Here is a 16,406-nt window from a genome sequence, read left to right as displayed (position 1 = left end):
GTCGGCATTGCCGCACTCGGCGCCCTGGGTGTCGGGGTCAAGGTCGTCACGGCGCTGTTCAAAGACAACCGCTGATCCCTGATGGTGATCGAACTCGATGCCTCGGTCCATCCCGAGCTCGTCCCGCTGTCCTGGCTGATCGGGTCGTGGGAAGGCGTCGGTGTTGTCGGCTATGCGGACACTCCTGAGAAGCAGTTCGGCCAGCGCATCGACTTCGTCGCGCATGAGGGTACGCCCTTCCTCCAGTACACCGCGCATGCGTGGCTGCTCAGCGAGTCCGGTGATCTCGAGTCGACCCTGACTCTCGAGACCGGAATCTGGCAGCTCGTGCGTCAGCACGACGACGGCGACGTCGGCCCGGGGATGATGGTGCCGACCGAACCGCAGTCCTTCACCTCGGCCGCAGCGGTCGAAACGCTGCGCACGAACGACGACGCCTTCGAGATCGAAGCCGAGATCGTCCACCCGCACGGAGTCATGGAACTCTACGCCGGCACCGTCAAGGGACCGCGCATCGATCTGGCCACCGATGTGGTGGCCAGGACCAACACCGCGAAGGAGTACACCGCCTCGACGCGGATGTACGGCCTCGTCGGCGGCGAACTCATGTGGGCCTGGGACATGGCAGCCATGGGCCACGAACTCGCCTCCCACTCCTCTGCCAGATTGAAGAAGCTGTCTTAAGATGACTGATCCCGTGTCGCCGAATTCTGACTTCAACGATTCGCCGTCGCCGGAGAACACCGACACCCCCACCGAGGCGGTTCGGCGCTCGTCGCTGGCCCGCGGACTGAGCTCGACCGCGGTGCTCGGGGCCGGCGACCTCGCCGAGACTCCCATCCACTACGGAGCTCCTCTGCGAGAGCAGCGCGTGCTCGAGGAGAAGGACGGTCTCGTCGACCTCGCTCATCACCGCGTGTTGCGTCTGAGCGGACCCGACCGTCTGACCTGGCTGAACTCGATCACCACGCAGAAGATCGACACCCTGGCCCCCGGAGTGTCCACCGAAACCCTCGTGCTCGATCCGAACGGTCGCATCGAAGGCTGGCTGAAGCTCGTCGACGACGGTGAGGCGCTGTGGGCGATCAGCGACCTCAACACCGACGCGACACTGGACTTCCTGCGCAAGATGGTCTTCATGATGCGCGTCGAGATCGAGGACCTCAGCGACGACTATCAGTGCTTCGGCGCCATCACCGCTCTGCCGGAGACCTTGCCCGTCACCCGGACCTGGTCCGATCCGTGGCCGCACATCGGAAGCGGTTCGGCCTCTTACGCGCAGATCGACATCGGGCACGACGTCGCCGGAACCGACCACCCGGGTCTCGAGACTCCGTTCGTCATCGGCATCGTCAAGCGCTCCGACCTGCAGGGCCTGTCGGCGAACAGCTTCGACATGGCCGGCTTCGACGCCTGGGAAGCCCTGCGGATCGCCGCCTGGCGACCTGGCCGGAACGAAATCGATCACAAGGCCCTCGTCGGCGAACTCGACCTGCTGCGCACGGCCGTGCACCTGGCCAAGGGCTGCTACCGCGGTCAGGAAGCGGTGGCACGCGTCCACAATCTCGGTCAGCCGCCCAGGCGTCTGACCTTTGTCCATCTCGACGGGTCCGGGCACATCGCCCCGGATCCCGGCACCGAGGTGCTTGCCGAGGTCCGCGGATCCGAACGATCCGTGGGCACGCTGACCTCGGTGACCGTGCACTGGGAGCTCGGGCCGATCGGTCTGGCCGTGGTCAAACGGAACCTCGCCCCCGAGGTGCAGCTGAGCTTCGAAATCGGCGACGGCGAACGCGTCATCGGTGCTCAGGAGACGATCGTCGTGCCGATGCGCGAGCACGAGCGCGTGCTTCCGGAACGGAACAGGGACGTCGACGCCCGCAGTCAGAACCGCTGATCACAGCGAGTCTTGGGCGCGGCCAGGGGCTGCTTCTGCCTTCGGTGTCGACGGTCCGACTCGGGGATTCGACGGTCGATGAACGGCTGCGGATTTCGTACCCGAACTGGTCCGAATCCGTGCGTTCGTCTCTCCATTGCGGGCGCTTCTGCCCAGCCCTCGGACGGCAAGTGACAAAAAGCGTCGGTAACCCCTATTCTTCCCCTTATGACAGCTTTGGAAATTGGCGGCGAAGCTCTGCCGCAGGAACGTAAGATCGTCACCGAGATTCCGGGACCGAAGTCCCGTGAGATCGAGGAACGTCGCAAGTCAGCCGTGGCGACTGGTGTCGGTTCGAGCCTGCCCGCCTACGTGGTCGCGGCCGGCGGCGGCATCCTCAAGGACGCCGACGGCAACCAGCTCATCGACCTCGGCTCGGGCATCGCCGTGACCACGGCCGGCAACTCGAACCCCCGCGTGGTCGAGGCCGCGAAGGCTCAGCTCGAGGCCTTCACCCACACCTGCTTCATGGTCAACCCCTACGAGAGCTACGTCGAGGTCGCCGAAGCCCTCAACCGCCTCACTCCGGGTGACCACGAGAAGCGCACCGTGCTGCTCAACTCCGGTGCCGAGGCCGTCGAGAACGCTGTGAAGATCGCTCGCGCCCACACCGGTCGCGACGCCGTCGTCGTCTTCGACCACGCCTACCACGGTCGGACCAACCTGACCATGGCGATGACTGCGAAGGCAGCGCCCTATAAGGCCGGCTTCGGTCCCTTCGCCGGTGAGGTCTACCGCGCACCCATGTCCTACCCGTACCGCGACAACGATGCGGCCGGCACGAAGATCAGCGGTGAGGACGCAGCCAAGCGCGTCATCACGATGATCGAGAAGCAGATCGGCTCCGAATACGTCGCCGCGATCGTCATCGAACCCATCCAGGGTGAGGGCGGCTTCATCGTCCCGGCCGAGGGCTTCCTGCCCACGCTCGTCGACTACGCCCGCGAGAAGGGCATCGTCTTCGTCGCCGACGAGGTGCAGGCCGGATTCGCCCGCACCGGCAAGATGTTCGCCTCCGAGTGGGAGGGCATCGTGCCCGACCTCATCACCACGGCCAAGGGCATCGCGGGCGGTCTGCCGCTGTCGGCCGTGACCGGTCGCGCGGACATCATGGACTCGGTCGGACCGGGCCGCCTCGGCGGAACCTACGGCGGCAACCCCGCCGCTTGTGCCGCAGCGCTCGGCGCCATCGCCTCATACGAAGAGGACGGACTGCCGGAGCGTGCCCTGGCTATCGGTGAGATCATCGTCGACCGCCTGACGAAGCTGCAGTCGAAGTACCCCGAGGTCGGCGACATCCGCGGCCGCGGTGCTATGATCGCCGCCGAGTTCGTCGAGCACGATTCGATCGAGCCGAACGCGGATCTCGTGAAGAAGATCGCGGACTACTGCGCGAAGAACGGCGTCCTCGTGCTCACCACGGGAACCTTCAGCAACATCCTGCGCTTCCTGCCGCCGCTGACGATCTCCGACGAGCTTCTGGGCGATGCCTTCGACGTCATCGAGGCAGCCCTCGCCGAACTCCTCGGCTGACCCTCCTCCCAATTGCTACCTGACGGCGGCCCAGCAACCTCGCGCGAGGTTGCTGGGCCGCCGTCAGGTAGTTCGGGGGAGGCAGTTGTAGCACAATAGAGCCCATGACTTCAGAGATCGACAGCGCGACCGGCACGTCAGCGAGCGTTCCGGCCCGAGTGTGGCACTTCCTTCGGGGGCCGCGCTTCATCGATCTGCCGATCCGTCTGCTGGCCTTCATCATGGGTCTGACGATCCTGGTGCCCGGGTCCTTCGAGATCACCGAACCCCGCTACGCAGGCCTGCTCATCCTCGCCTACGGACTCATCGTCTTAGCCGGCTTCCTGCCGCTGAGCATCGTCATCGCGTCGACCGGACTGGGCATCGCGTTCTCCACGCTCTATCCGGACCTGGAGAACATGTTCCCCGAGGCGCTCATCCTCGCCACCGCGGTCCTGATCAGCCGCCGCCGCTGGGTCGGCTTCGCGCTGGGCACCGTCGGACTGGCCGTCTACCTCGGCGCATCGACCCGACTCGGATCCTATGATGCCGGCTTCGAAGGTCTCACCGACCTCGGCTACGGCTGGCTGACATATTCGATCCTCGGCCTGTGCGCGTCGTTCGTCGAGGCCCGAATCCGCAGTGAGATCGACCGCCGCGAACGCGCCGCCGTCGACCACCAGAAATCACTCGACGCCATGCGCGCCCGGTTCACCAGCGACATGCACGACACCATCTCACATTCGCTGACCACCGAATCCGCGATCATCCGCACCCTGGCGAAGGAAACCGATTCCGAGAGCGCGGACCGCCTCCTCGCCGAGTTGGCCCTGGTCAACGCCGAAGCCACGAAACGGCTCCGACAGCTGGTGACGAGCCTGAGCAGGTGGGAGACCGAGGCCTGCTCCGGGGACTCCGCCACCTCCCGGGTCCGGTTCCGCGCCGAGGCGGAGCAGCTGACGACCGCGATCGAGGACGGGTGCGCGGCCGGTTCCGTTCCGCTGACCACCGAGCTCTCCCCGTTGCCGACCCACGCGACCGGCACCTTGTCACACCATTTCAGGGCCGTGATGCTCGAGCTCGCCACGAACGTCATCCGCCACTCCGTTCCGGGCACCCCCGCCACCCTCGCCGTCGAAATGCGAGGTGAGCGCGGTGACCGGGCCGAACTGCTCTGCCGCAGCACGAACGAATCCCCGACCACCCTGACCAAGGCGCCGAGGTCGCTGTCCCGCCGGGCCACGGCCGTGGGCGGCGTCTGTCGGGTGGACGAGGATGAACGGAGGAGAACCGTCGTCGAGGTGGCCCTGCCGGTCCGTTTCGTCTCCCCGTCCGCGCAGGCCACCTCTGCCGCCGATATGATCGACGTCGTCGATGACGACTTCGAGACCAGTGCAGTGGCGTCACGTACCGAAGCACCAAATGCCGCGGCTGCTGGTGCTGAGTCGCCACTTGCAGAGGCACGGTCTGCCGGTGCACCCGCCACCGATCGCAGCGGTGACTCCGTGCCGGATACAAGCGGGGCGACGGGCCTCGGCAGCCGAGGTCGCCGCAAGAAGGGCGACCGCAAAAAGGTCGACGCCTGATGACTGCGCACCACCAGCCGGCCCCATCCACGGGTGCGGAGTCGACCCCGACAACCAGCCCATCGCTCGATCGGGACGACACTTCGGACCCCGCCGAGCGCACCTCCGCGCGCACCTCCGTGCTCGTCGTCGATGACGATTCGTGGACGACGCGAGCAGTGGCTCAGGCGCTCGATGATGCGGGTTCCTTTCTTGTGCTCGACCCCGTCCACTCCGGGGAGGAAGCCATCGCCGCCTTCGACGCCGAGCGTCCCGACCTCGTCCTCATGGACGTCAACATGCCGCCGGGAATGAGCGGCGTCGATGCGACGGCGGCGATCATGGACCTCGACCCCGACGCTCGCGTCGTGCTGCTGACGACCGTGTCTCCCGGGCCGGGAATCGCCCGCGGACTCGAGGCCGGCGCACTCGCGGTGGTCAACAAAACGGCCGGGGAGCGGGAGCTTGTCTCGATCGTGCGGGCTGCCTCGGCGGGGGAGTGCCCCGAACTGCTCAGAGGGCTGGCCGAGGACATCGTCATCAGCGGAGATCCCCTGCCCGACGCCCCCGACGCGGCACCGCAGCTGACCGCCCGCGAGATGGAGCTGCTCACCCTGCTCTGCCAGGGCCACAGCTACGAGGAGATCGCCGCCGACCAATCGGTGGCCATGTCCACCATGAAGTCGCACGCCCGCAACCTGCGCCTCAAACTGGGGGCGCGCAATCTCGCCCAGCTCGTCGTCCGCGCCCTCCAGTTCAAATTCTTCTCTCCGGAATGATCTGCCCCCGCCGAGGCGGCTGGCTGATTCGACTCAACCCCACCCCGCCGAGGCGGCTGACCCGTCCGGTTCATCCCACCCGCCGAGGCGATCGGTTCCGTTGACGCAGATCCTCCCGACCACGGTCGGTCGTTGACTACAGTGGGAGCATGACCGACACCTCGAGTCCGCGACTGTCCCGCTTGATCCGGGATACGGAGGGGTTCCTCCTGCCGCTGACGGAGGTGGCCGACGACGTCGCGGTCGCGCGAGTCGAATTCGGCTTCGACCTGCCAGCCGCTTCCACCGAGGCGGCCGGCCACGGCTCCTTGAACGGCACAGTCGTCCTCGTCACCGAGCCGGTGCGCAGCCCTGCCGGGCTCGATTCCGTGCTGACCGACTATGCGGGAGCCGCCGCTCTTGTAGTCCCGCCCGGAACGCACAGCCACCTCGGTGACGGGGCCGACCTGCGGGGGAGTGCGGGCCGGGCTCCGGTCCTCCTCGAACGATCGCCGCATGTGACGTGGTCGGAGATCCTCGTCCATCTGCGACAGCTCATCGAAGGGGCGACGAGCGCCCTGGCCTGGCCTGATGTCGACGACCTCAGCGCCCTGGCCGCCGTCATCGCCGAAACCACGGGCGCGTCGATCACGATCGAGGACCCGGCCTCGCGAGTGCTCGCGCATGCGAACCTCGGCGACGAACTCGATGAGATCCGTCGCGAGACGATCCTGTCCGGGGCCATTCCCGACTGGCGGATCGCCGAACTCGAGGAATCCGGGTTCCTCGACACGATCCGTCGTTCCACCGATGTCGTCGAACGTCCCGCCGAAGGCACATCACCGGCTCGATCGGTCATCGCCCTGCGCAGCGAGGGCGAACTCATCGGGACGATCTGGGCGGCCTACCCGGCCGAGGTCGACCCCGAACCGCTGCGCGAGGTGCTGCGCGACGCCGCCCGCGCGGCCCTGCCCGTGATGCTGCGGACCCTGCGCCGGTCACCGTTCGAGAAGCGCATCCGCCGGGAGGCTCTCGGCGGGATCCTCGCCGGTTCGGCCGATCTCGGGCCGTCGGCGACCCTGCTGTCGCTGCCGTTCTCGGGCAGCTTCTGCGTCCTTGCCTTCACCGAGGTGGCCCCCGACCGAGAGCCCGTCCTGCGGTTCCATCTGCGGGCTGCCTTTGCCGATGCCGTGCTCGCGCAGGTGAGCTCTGCCGGTGCCGCACACGCCGGACATGGTTCTGTCCCTGTCGGCCCGGCAGATGTCAGCATGGGTCGATCCGGAACCGGGGAGCGGGTCCACCTCGCGGCATTGGTGCAGATGAGCGAGCCGATGAACGCCGAACAGGTGCGCGATCACGTCATCGCCGCTCTGCGCAGGTCCCTGCCGAAGTCGGAGACCCTGTGCTTCGGAGCCGGCACCCCGGTCGATCGCCTCGATGCCGTGCACCGGTCGTGGACCGAAGCCGCATACGTCGTCGACGCTGTGCAGGCTGTCACCGAGGCGGGGCCTGGCGCGGACGACGAGGACGTGGACCCGCCCCCACAGAAGAGTTCGGTTACGCATCGACGTTCGAGTACTCACGGCCGAATCGTCGGGGCGACCATCCGCGACGTGGCAGCGAGGGTCGTGGGTCTGCAGGTCGCCGATACGCTGCTGGCCGCAGATGAGCGCGTGATCGGCGGAGGGCCCGGACCGGCCGACGGACGAGCACCCACCGGCCAGCGGGCTCAGTCGGGCGCAGGAGTACTCGGTCCGGCGCAGGCACTGGCAGCTCACGACTCTCAGCACAACGGCAGCCTGCTCGAGACCCTGCGCGTCTACTTCGCCACAGTCGGAAACTCGGCCGAGGCATCTCGCCGACTTCATGTGCACACGAATTCGCTGCGACACCGTCTCGGCCGCATCGAGGAGATCACCGGACTCTCAACGGCGGAACCGGCCGAGCGGCTCTGGCTCGAACTCTCCGTGCTCGCTCACGACCGGTCGTGAGAAACCTACAATCAGCTTCTGCGAACATTGGCGAATTATCGTGCGTTCTTCGAGGTCAGCCGTCCTAAAGTGACAACAGATCTCGAACGAAGGACGTTATGCCCAGTCATCACCATGCGATTCCGAACCGTCGCGCCCGAGCAATCCGAACGATCGCGGAGAACAGCGTGTCGCCTCACAGCGCAGCCGCTCAGGCACAGTCGGCACATGCCTCCGCGCAGTCGGATTCGGCTCCTGCACAATCGGATTCGGTGCCCCCACTGCCGGCAAACGCTTCCGCGCAATCGGACTCCGTCCCGGCGCTGACCGATGAGGCGGCTGTGCTCGGACTCATGGATCTTGATTGGGTCGACACCGCCTTCGACCGGCTGACCTCGGCATTCGCATCAGATCGCGAGGTGCTCCACGCAGTGGCGTGCAAGGCGGTGCCGCTGCCGTCGTTGCTGCGCCGGTTCGCCGAAGCGGGAGCCGGCTGCGAGGTCGCCAGCCCCGGCGAACTCGAACTCGCCCTCTCGGCCGGGTTCGCACCCGACCGCATCGTCTTCGACTCCCCGGCCAAGACCTGGGCCGAACTGTGCCGGGCCGTCGACCTCGGCGTCTCGATCAATGTCGACAACTTCGACGAACTCTCCCGCCTCGACACGATCCTGGCGGATCGGAACAGCACGGCCGTCACGGACGCCGCGCCCGCCTCGGCCCAAATCGGAATCCGCATCAATCCGCAGTCGGGCACGGGTGCGATCGGCGCCCTGAGCACCGCCACCGAAACCTCGAAGTTCGGTATCGGACTCGCCGACCCGGGCGCCGCGAGGCCCTTATCGAGGCTTACCTCGCTCGCCCCTGGCTGAGCCAGATCCACGTCCACTCCGGTTCGCAGGGCATCAGCCTCGACAAGGCCGCCGTCGGAATCCGCGCCGCCGTCGACCTCGCCGAGGAGATCAACTCCCGTGCCTCGACCAGGCAGATCACGCGCATCGACATCGGCGGGGGACTGTCGGTGAACTTCGACGGTGAGGACATCAACCCGACCTTCGCCGACTATCGCTCGGTGCTCGAGGAGGAGGTGCCGGGCCTGTTCGGCTTCGACATCGTCACCGAATTCGGCCGCGCCCTCCTCGCCAAGGCCGGCACCATCCTCACCCGCGTCGAATACGCGAAGACCACCGGCGGGCGCCGCATCGTCATGACCCAGGCCGGCGTCCAGGTCGCCACCCGCACCGCCTATGCCCCGAACGACTGGCCCCTGCGGATCCTGCCGTTCACCTCGGACGGGAACCCCAAGACCGCCGAAGAGGCCGACACCGAGGTCGTCCCGACCGACGTCGCCGGACCCGCCTGCTTCTCCGGCGACCTCCTGGCCCGGGATCGGATGCTGCCGCGTCTCGACGCGGGTGACCTCGTCGCCGTGCCCGAGACGGGTGCCTATTACTTCTCGAATCCGTTCTCCTACAATCTGCTCCCGCGGGTGCCGATCTTCGGCTACCGCACTGCTCCCGACGGCGGCATCGCGTTCAGCATCATCCGCCGCGGGCAGACGATCGCTGAAATCCTCGCCGAGGCGGGCGAGGCCGAGCTGCGCTCGCTGAGTCCGGACAACCCTGCGCTCAGTCCGGACGGCCGCGGGCTGAGCCAGGCGAACCGCGGGCTGAGCCCGGACGGCCGCCCGCTGAGTTCGGATAACCGCGAAACCGTTGCCGACCCCCTCGCCCACGGCAGCTGATTTCGAGTCGCCTGTGGCATCTGCACAGTGACCGGCTGGCATATTTGTGTGTTGTTGTGCCGTTTTCACGTCACTTCGAACGTAGAGTGATGGAGGACACATCTGCTCTGACCCGGGAGAACACCCCGATTCACCCGGGTCAGGGGAGGACAAGTGAATCACCGCACGAGAAGAAAGACGAAGATGTTCACTTCACACTCACTGCGCAGAGGCTGGCAACGGTGCCTGGCCGGCGTCGCAGCACTCGCCCTTGCCGGATCGATGGCCACCTCCCCGGCGCAGGCCGCCACCTCGGAGGCTCCGGCCTCCGAGAACGTGCTGCGGATCGCCACCGACGGTTTCATCGACTCCTTCAACCCGTTCACGTCCTTCTACCTCGTGCCGACGAACACCTTCCGGTACATGTACGAGAACCTCGTGGCCAACGACGCCAAGGACGGTTCGATCACCGAGGGACTCGCCACCGAATGGAACACGGACTCCGAGGGCAAGGTCTGGACCTACACGATCCGTCCGGACATGAAATGGTCCGACGGTGAACCGCTGACCTCGAAAGACGTCGCCTGGACCTACAACCAGATGATGGAGAAGGAAGAGATGGCGGTGGCGAACGGCAGCCTCGTCGAGAACTTCGACAAGGTCGAGGCCCCCGACGACGGCACCGTCAAGATCACCCTGAAGAAGCCGCAGGCGAACAACCCCGGCCAAGAGATCCCCGTCGTGCCCGAGCATGTCTGGTCGAAGATCGACAAGCCCGGCGAATTCAAGAACGATGAGAAGTCCGTCGGCTCGGGACCCTTCCAGCTCGAGAGCTACGAGGCGAACAAGTCGATCACGCTCAAAGCGAATCCGAACTTCTGGCGCGGCAAGCCGAAGCTCGACGAGATCCAGTACCGCTACTACACGAATTCCGATGCGCAGGTGCAGGCGATCCGCTCCGGCGAAGTCGACTTCATCACTGGGCTCAGCCCCGACCAGTTCACGGCGCTGGAGAACGCGGACAACGTCGAACTCAACGAGGGCAACGGCCGCCGCTTCAACGGAATCTCCATCAACCCGGGAGTCGCCGACGCCAAGGGCAAGGAATTCGGCACCGGCAATGAGGCGCTGGGGGACAAGAAGGTCCGGCAGGCCATCCGTGCCGGCATCGACACCGAGACCCTGCGCAAACAGGTCATGCAGGACTATGCGCAGCCGGCCACGAGCTTCATTCCCGCCGTCTACCCGGACTGGGCACTCAAATCCGACAACTCCGTCATCAGCGGATTCGACGTGGCCGAGGCGAAGAAGCTCCTCGACGACGCCGGCTGGAAGGAAGGATCCGGCGGCATCCGCGAGAAAGACGGTGAGAAGCTGCAGCTGCGCTTCCTCACCGACGCCGACGCGCCGATCGAGCAGAGCACAGCGAAGTTCCTCAAACCGTGGATGAAGGACATCGGCATCGACCTGAAGAACGAGTCCTCTGACGTCGACACGGTGTCCGAACGCACCACCAAGGGCGACTACGATATGTACTTCTCCGGCTGGTCGATCAATCCCGATCCCGACTACCAGCTGAGCATCAACACCTGCGGTCAGCGCCCCGACGCCGACGGCAACGGCGGCACCAGCCAGGACGGCTGGTGCAACAAGGAATTCGACAAGCTCTATCAGGCTCAGCACGTCGAGCTCGACCAGGCCAAGCGTCAGGACCTCGTGCAGAAGGCCCAGGCCATCCACTACGAGGAAGCCCCCTCGGTGACGCTGTGGTACCCGAACCAGCTCGAGGCCTACCGCTCCGACCGGTTCGACAACTTCACCAAACAGCCCAGCGACGGCGGTGCTATCGCCAACCAGGTCGGCTACTGGGGATATTCCTCGGTCGAACCCGTCAGCGAAGAGGAAGCCACCGGCGGCGGAATGGGCGCCGGCGGCTGGATCGGCATCGCGGCCGCGGTCATCGTCGTCCTCGGCGGAGGCGGCTGGCTGCTCAGCCGTCGCAAGAAGTCCGACGACCGCGAATAGTCCCCACACCCACAGTCCGGGTGCCGCACCACCCGCACCACCTGCGGCACCCGGGCCCACGGTCCCGTCCCCACCACCTGGAGCACCACAGTGAGCACACCCACCCACGATCCCCATTCCGGGGATCGCCCTGACCGCGGGACGGGCACGGCGAACCCGGGCACCGGCCCCACGAACCCCAGTCCCGCCTCGGCGAGGGGATCCGCGGCAACTGCCGACGAGAACCCCGCCGACCCGGCGAACCCCGCCGCCGTCGATATGGACGAACCACCGGCCGGCGGATCGTTCACCCGCTACTTCCTGCGCAAGCTCGGCGGGGCCGCGACCTCGATGGTCCTCGTCATCGTGCTCGGCTTCTTCGCGTTCCGGATGCTGCCCGGCGATCCCGTGCTCAAGATCGCGAAGGAACGGCCGATGTCCCCGGCGCAGATCGCCGAGCTGCGCAGCCAGTACGGACTCGACAAACCCGTCATTGTCCAGTTCTGGGACTACCTCGTCGGCATCGTCACCGGCGACCTCGGCGAATCCTATGTGTACCGGAAATCCGTGTCGGCGCTCATCGGCGAATACCTCGGCCCGACCCTGCTGCTCACCGCCACCGCGGCCGTCATCGCCATCGTCCTGGGCCTGTGGCTCGGACAGATCTCGGCCTGGCGCCGCAATTCCCTGTTCGACAAGCTCGCGTCCTCGACCTCGCTGATCTTCTGGTCCGTGCCGACGTTCTGGCTCGGCCTCATCCTGCTCATGATCTTCGGCGGCACCCTCCAATGGCTGCCCACCGGCGGCATGATCACCCCCGGCCTCGACCCGTGGTCACCGGCCGGAATCATCGACGTCATCAAACACCTCATCCTCCCCGTCGTCTCGCTCGTCGCAGTCGTCTATGCACAGTTCCTCATGATCATGCGCGCCTCCCTGCTCGAGGAGATGAACGAGGACTACCTCACGACCGCCCGCGCGAAAGGACTCACCGAGGATGAGGTCCGCCGCCGTCACGCCGTGCCCAATGCGCTGCTGCCGACCGTCACCGTCGTCTTCCTCCACATCGGCGGACTCATCGCCGGCGCCGTCACCGTCGAAGCAGTGTTCTCGTGGCCGGGACTGGGCAAACTCACCTTCGAAGCCATCCGCGGCCCCGACCTGCCGCTGCTGCAGGGCACCTTCGTCGTGTTCTCGGCGATCATCATCGTGATGAACCTCGCTGCCGACATCGTCTACCGATTCCTCGATCCCCGCGTCAGGAGGGCCTGATGAGCGCGAACACCCCCGCCGAGGCGGCCCCCGGCCCCTCATCGAACGAACCGAATCCGCGTGGTTCGGTGACACGGGGATCGACCCCCGCCGTCGACGGCGCGAAGCTCGTGCGCGAACGTCGACTGAACAACGCGAAGAAGAACTGGGCACTCTTCCGCTCCGACGTCCCGGCTCTCATCGGCGCCGTCGTGCTCCTCTTCTTCATCGTCATCGCGATCGCCGCCCCGCTCATCGCCCCGGCCTCGATGCTCGATGTCACGAAGCAGCTCGACGTGCCCCGCTACGCCCCGCCCAGCCTCGACCACCCCCTGGGCACCGACGACCTGGGACGGGAGCTGTGGGTGCGCATCCTCTGGGGAGCGCGAGTGTCGATCCTCGTCGGCGTCGCAGCGACCGTGATGTCGATGGTCATCGGCACCATCATGGGCCTGGCCGCCGGTCACTTCACGGGACTGTTCGGCGGAATCATCATGCGCATCGTCGACTTCTTCATCGTCCTGCCGTCCCTGCTGCTCGCGATCGTGCTCTCCTCCGTCCTCGAACGCGGAGTCTTCACGATCGTCGTCGCCATCGGACTGACCTCATGGGCGTCGACCGCACGGATCGTGCGGTCGCAGACGTTGAGCGTCGAATCTCGGCTCTACATCGAACGGGCGCGCATCCTCGGTGCCGGTCATTCCCACATCCTGTTCCGGCACCTGCTGCCGGCGGTGATGCCGCTCGTGCTCGCGAACACGACGCTGACCGTCGGTGGGGCGATCATCGCCGAATCCACACTGTCGTTCCTCGGCCTCGGGGACACGTCGAAGGAATCGTGGGGCACGATCCTGAAGAACTCGATGGACGTGTCCGCGGCGACCTCCGGCTACTGGTGGTACGTGCTCACCCCAGGAATCGCGATCCTGCTCGTCGTGCTCGCGTTCACGATGGTCGGGCGCGCTTTCGAGGCCATCATCAACCCCGCCCTGAGGAGCCGCTGATGACCGATCTGCATTTCGAAAACGTCTCGATCACCTACCGCTCCTCATCCGACCGCGGCGATGTCGTCGCCGTGGAAGACGTCAGCCTCGACCTGCCCGCCGGTGCCACTCTGGGCATTGCGGGCGAGTCCGGGTCGGGGAAATCGACCCTGATCATGTCGGCCCTGCGCCTGCTGCCGAAGTCGGCTCGCCTCGAGGGGCGGGTCCTCCTCGGCGGGCAGGACATCCGGGAGCTGAGCTTCGGCCAGATCCGCGCTGTCAGGTGGGCTCAGGCCTCGATCGTCTTCCAGGGCGCTCTGCACTCTCTCAATCCCGTCCGCGAGGTGGGAAGCCAGATCATCGAAGCCCTCGAACATCACTCGAAGGGCACGTGGACGACTCCGCAGAAGCGCCGGGACCGGATGTTCGAACTCCTCGCCGAGGTCAACCTCGAGGCATCGAAGTCGAGCGCGTATCCGCACGAGCTCTCCGGCGGGCAGAAGCAGCGGATCATGATCGCGATGGCGCTCGCCTGCGAACCCGATATCATCATCGCCGACGAGCCGACGACGGCTCTCGACGTCATCGTGCAGAAGCAGATCCTGTCCGGTCTGGCCCGCCTCGTCGCCGAACGTGGGATCTCGCTGCTGATGATCAGCCACGACCTCGCCGTACTCTCCGCCGTGTGCGCGAATCTTGCGATCATGCGCCACGGCCGCCTCGTCGAATACGGTCCCAGCGACGAAGTGTGCCTGTCTCCGCAGGAGGATTACACGAAGCAGCTCGCCGGTGCGTTTCCGCAGATCGGGGACCTCGAATCCCGGCTGAACCCCCGAACACTCAAACCCGCCGAGGTGGCCCTGTCCGAACCGTTCACCATGACGGATGAGGTGGTGCTCGAGGCGAAGAACCTCAGCGTCTCCTTCGACACCCGCCGGGGCCGAGAACGTGCGGTGCGCGGTGTGGATCTGCAGCTGCGGAAGGCGGAGATCCTCGCCGTCGTCGGCCAGTCCGGTTCGGGGAAGACGACTCTGGCACGGTCGCTGCTCGGTCTGCAGGAGGTGGAAGCGGGTTCGCAGCTGTCGTTCGCGGGCAAGGCTCTGCCGAAGAAGGCGAACAAGCGGCGGACGTTTCGGCGGCAGGTGCAGATGATTCTGCAGGACCCGGCCGGATCGCTCAATCCCAAGCGCAGCGTGTACGAAGCCGTGGTTGAGGGCTTGAAAGTACAGGGAATCAAGGATCGGGAGTACGAGCGGGTCGTCGGCGCGCTCGAAGCCGCCGAACTCACCCCGGCCGAGGACTACCTCGAATCGATTCCGCAGGAGCTCTCCGGTGGACAGCGGCAGCGCGTCGTCATCGCCGGCGCACTGGCGCTCGACCCGCAGGTGCTCATCGCCGATGAGCCGGTGGCGTCGCTGGACGCCTCCGTGCGCGGGGAGATCCTCTCGCTGTTCCTCGCACTGAAGAAGAACCTAGGAATGAGTGCGCTCATCATCACCCATGACCTCGGCCTGGCCTGGAACATCGCAGATACGGTGGCCGTGATGAGAAGAGGGGAGATCGTCGAATACGGTGAGGTCGATGAGGTGCTGTCCGATCCGCAGCACGAATACACGCAGGAGCTGCTCGCCGCGGTTCCCCGACTGGGAAGTCAGAGTCTGGTGAGGAATGATTAAGCCGAGCCCCTACCTCGAAACGGCACCCTTGGCCGCCGGCGACAACGTTCGCCTCATCGCGCCGTCGGGACCCACCGACGAGGAATCGCTGCAACGAGCCATCGCTCAGCTCGAATCCTGGGGGCTGCGCGTTGTGCCCGGTGAGCACATCCGCGCCCGCCATCCGCGGGTGAAGTATCTGGCCGGCACGGACGCCGAGCGCCGGGCCGACCTCGACGACGCCTGGTGCGATCCGGACACGGATGCGGTCATCGCGCTCCGCGGAGGGTTCGGAGCCATGCGCCTGCTCGACGGCATCGACTTCGACCTCATGCGCCGGCACATGCTGCGCCGCGACGGCCGTCCCAAGCTGCTCACCGGCTCCTCGGACATCACCGCACTCCACCAGGCCTGGGACCATCACCTCGGTGTCGCGACCCTGTTCTGCCCGATGGTCGGCAACGACCCGTTCAAGAATTCGACGGTCGTCCCCGACGAGGTGGCCTCCTGGCTGTTCCGTCCCTGGGGCGGCCGCGAACTCGGCTTCCCCGCAGTAGACGCAGCCCGCCCGCTCAGCCGGGCCCAGACGTTGGTTCCGGGGTCGGCGAAGGGCCGCCTCGGCGGGGGAAATCTCAGTCTCATCGCCGCTGGGATGGGCAGTCCCGAGCTCATCGACGTGCGGGAACGACGCGACCGTCGGGGTCCGAACATCCTCATGCTCGAAGACGTCGACGAAGAGCTGTACCGGCTCGACAATCTCATGGTGCAGCTGGTCCGCGGCGGGTGGTTCACCTCGGCGGATGCGGTGGTGCTCGGCTCATGGGAGGACTGCGCGCCCGTCCACGAGGTGGAGGCGCTGATGATCGACTACCTCGGCAGTCTGGGAATACCGATCGTGTCGGAGATGGGCTTCGGCCACGATCCCGATGCGCCGAGTGCCCCACTCGGCGTCGACGTCTCGCTCGAGGCGGAGCCCGGGGAACGGCCGCGGCTGTGGGTGGATCGCGCGAGTGGGCAGGCATGAACGAAACGAGACTGACAGGAGCATGATG

At 66.4% G+C, this 16,406-nt stretch carries 13 protein-coding genes; all 13 read left to right on the top strand.

Translation table 11 applies throughout. The features are described 5' to 3' along the window. Positions 1 to 84: 84 nt before the first annotated feature. The 13 genes from LJ362_RS14330 to LJ362_RS14270 all read left to right on the top strand — a co-directional run bounded on the left by LJ362_RS14330 (position 85) and on the right by LJ362_RS14270 (position 16,378). The gene (locus LJ362_RS14330) at positions 85 to 684 is read left to right on the top strand and encodes an FABP family protein (RefSeq protein ID WP_264801860.1); all 600 of its coding nucleotides are present in this window, start codon (positions 85 to 87) and stop codon (positions 682 to 684) included. A 1-nt stretch (position 685) separates the two neighbouring features. Continuing rightward, positions 686 to 1,897: a YgfZ/GcvT domain-containing protein gene (locus LJ362_RS14325; protein ID WP_264799704.1), complete on the top strand. Its 1,212-nt coding sequence runs from the start codon at positions 686 to 688 to the stop codon at positions 1,895 to 1,897. Positions 1,898 to 2,104: 207 nt separating this feature from the next. Beyond that, entirely contained in the window at positions 2,105 to 3,469 is a 1,365-nt protein-coding gene (gene gabT / locus LJ362_RS14320; protein ID WP_173151177.1) for a 4-aminobutyrate--2-oxoglutarate transaminase, read from the top strand. 104 nt (positions 3,470 to 3,573) lie between these two features. Next, positions 3,574 to 5,034, top strand: coding sequence for a histidine kinase (locus LJ362_RS14315; RefSeq protein WP_264799703.1), 1,461 nt, complete (start codon positions 3,574 to 3,576; stop codon positions 5,032 to 5,034). After that, complete coding sequence (locus tag LJ362_RS14310) at positions 5,034 to 5,792, top strand: response regulator transcription factor (RefSeq protein ID WP_264799702.1); 759 nt, start codon at positions 5,034 to 5,036, stop codon at positions 5,790 to 5,792. The genes LJ362_RS14315 and LJ362_RS14310 overlap by 1 nt, the downstream gene beginning before the upstream one ends. A 149-nt stretch (positions 5,793 to 5,941) precedes the next feature. Then, positions 5,942 to 7,762, top strand: a complete 1,821-nt coding sequence (locus LJ362_RS14305) for a PucR family transcriptional regulator (RefSeq protein ID WP_264799701.1) — start codon at positions 5,942 to 5,944, stop codon at positions 7,760 to 7,762. A 167-nt stretch (positions 7,763 to 7,929) separates the two neighbouring features. After that, positions 7,930 to 8,610 carry a hypothetical protein gene (locus LJ362_RS14300; protein ID WP_264799700.1) on the top strand — a complete coding sequence of 227 codons (681 nt, stop codon included), beginning with the start codon at positions 7,930 to 7,932 and terminating at the stop codon, positions 8,608 to 8,610. Continuing rightward, entirely contained in the window at positions 8,580 to 9,482 is a 903-nt protein-coding gene (locus LJ362_RS14295; RefSeq protein WP_264801858.1) for a hypothetical protein, read from the top strand. Before LJ362_RS14300 ends, LJ362_RS14295 begins: the two co-directional genes overlap by 31 nt. Before the next feature lie 183 nt (positions 9,483 to 9,665). Then, the gene (locus tag LJ362_RS14290; RefSeq protein ID WP_264799699.1) at positions 9,666 to 11,486 is read left to right on the top strand and encodes an ABC transporter substrate-binding protein; all 1,821 of its coding nucleotides are present in this window, start codon (positions 9,666 to 9,668) and stop codon (positions 11,484 to 11,486) included. Between the two features lie 90 nt (positions 11,487 to 11,576). Beyond that, positions 11,577 to 12,737: an ABC transporter permease gene (locus tag LJ362_RS14285; protein ID WP_264799698.1), complete on the top strand. Its 1,161-nt coding sequence runs from the start codon at positions 11,577 to 11,579 to the stop codon at positions 12,735 to 12,737. After that, a complete protein-coding gene (locus tag LJ362_RS14280; RefSeq protein WP_264799697.1) occupies positions 12,737 to 13,720 on the top strand; it encodes an ABC transporter permease in 984 nt (327 codons plus the stop codon). The genes LJ362_RS14285 and LJ362_RS14280 overlap by 1 nt, the downstream gene beginning before the upstream one ends. Beyond that, a complete protein-coding gene (locus tag LJ362_RS14275; RefSeq protein ID WP_264799696.1) occupies positions 13,720 to 15,375 on the top strand; it encodes an ATP-binding cassette domain-containing protein in 1,656 nt (551 codons plus the stop codon). Before LJ362_RS14280 ends, LJ362_RS14275 begins: the two co-directional genes overlap by 1 nt. Next, complete coding sequence (locus LJ362_RS14270) at positions 15,368 to 16,378, top strand: S66 peptidase family protein (protein WP_264799695.1); 1,011 nt, start codon at positions 15,368 to 15,370, stop codon at positions 16,376 to 16,378. Before LJ362_RS14275 ends, LJ362_RS14270 begins: the two co-directional genes overlap by 8 nt. Positions 16,379 to 16,406 lie beyond the last annotated feature (28 nt).

It is taken from the genome of Brevibacterium sp. JSBI002 (assembly GCF_026013965.1).
Classification (GTDB): Bacteria; Actinomycetota; Actinomycetes; order Actinomycetales; family Brevibacteriaceae; genus Brevibacterium.
This window is presented reverse-complemented; position numbering and strand designations above follow the sequence as displayed.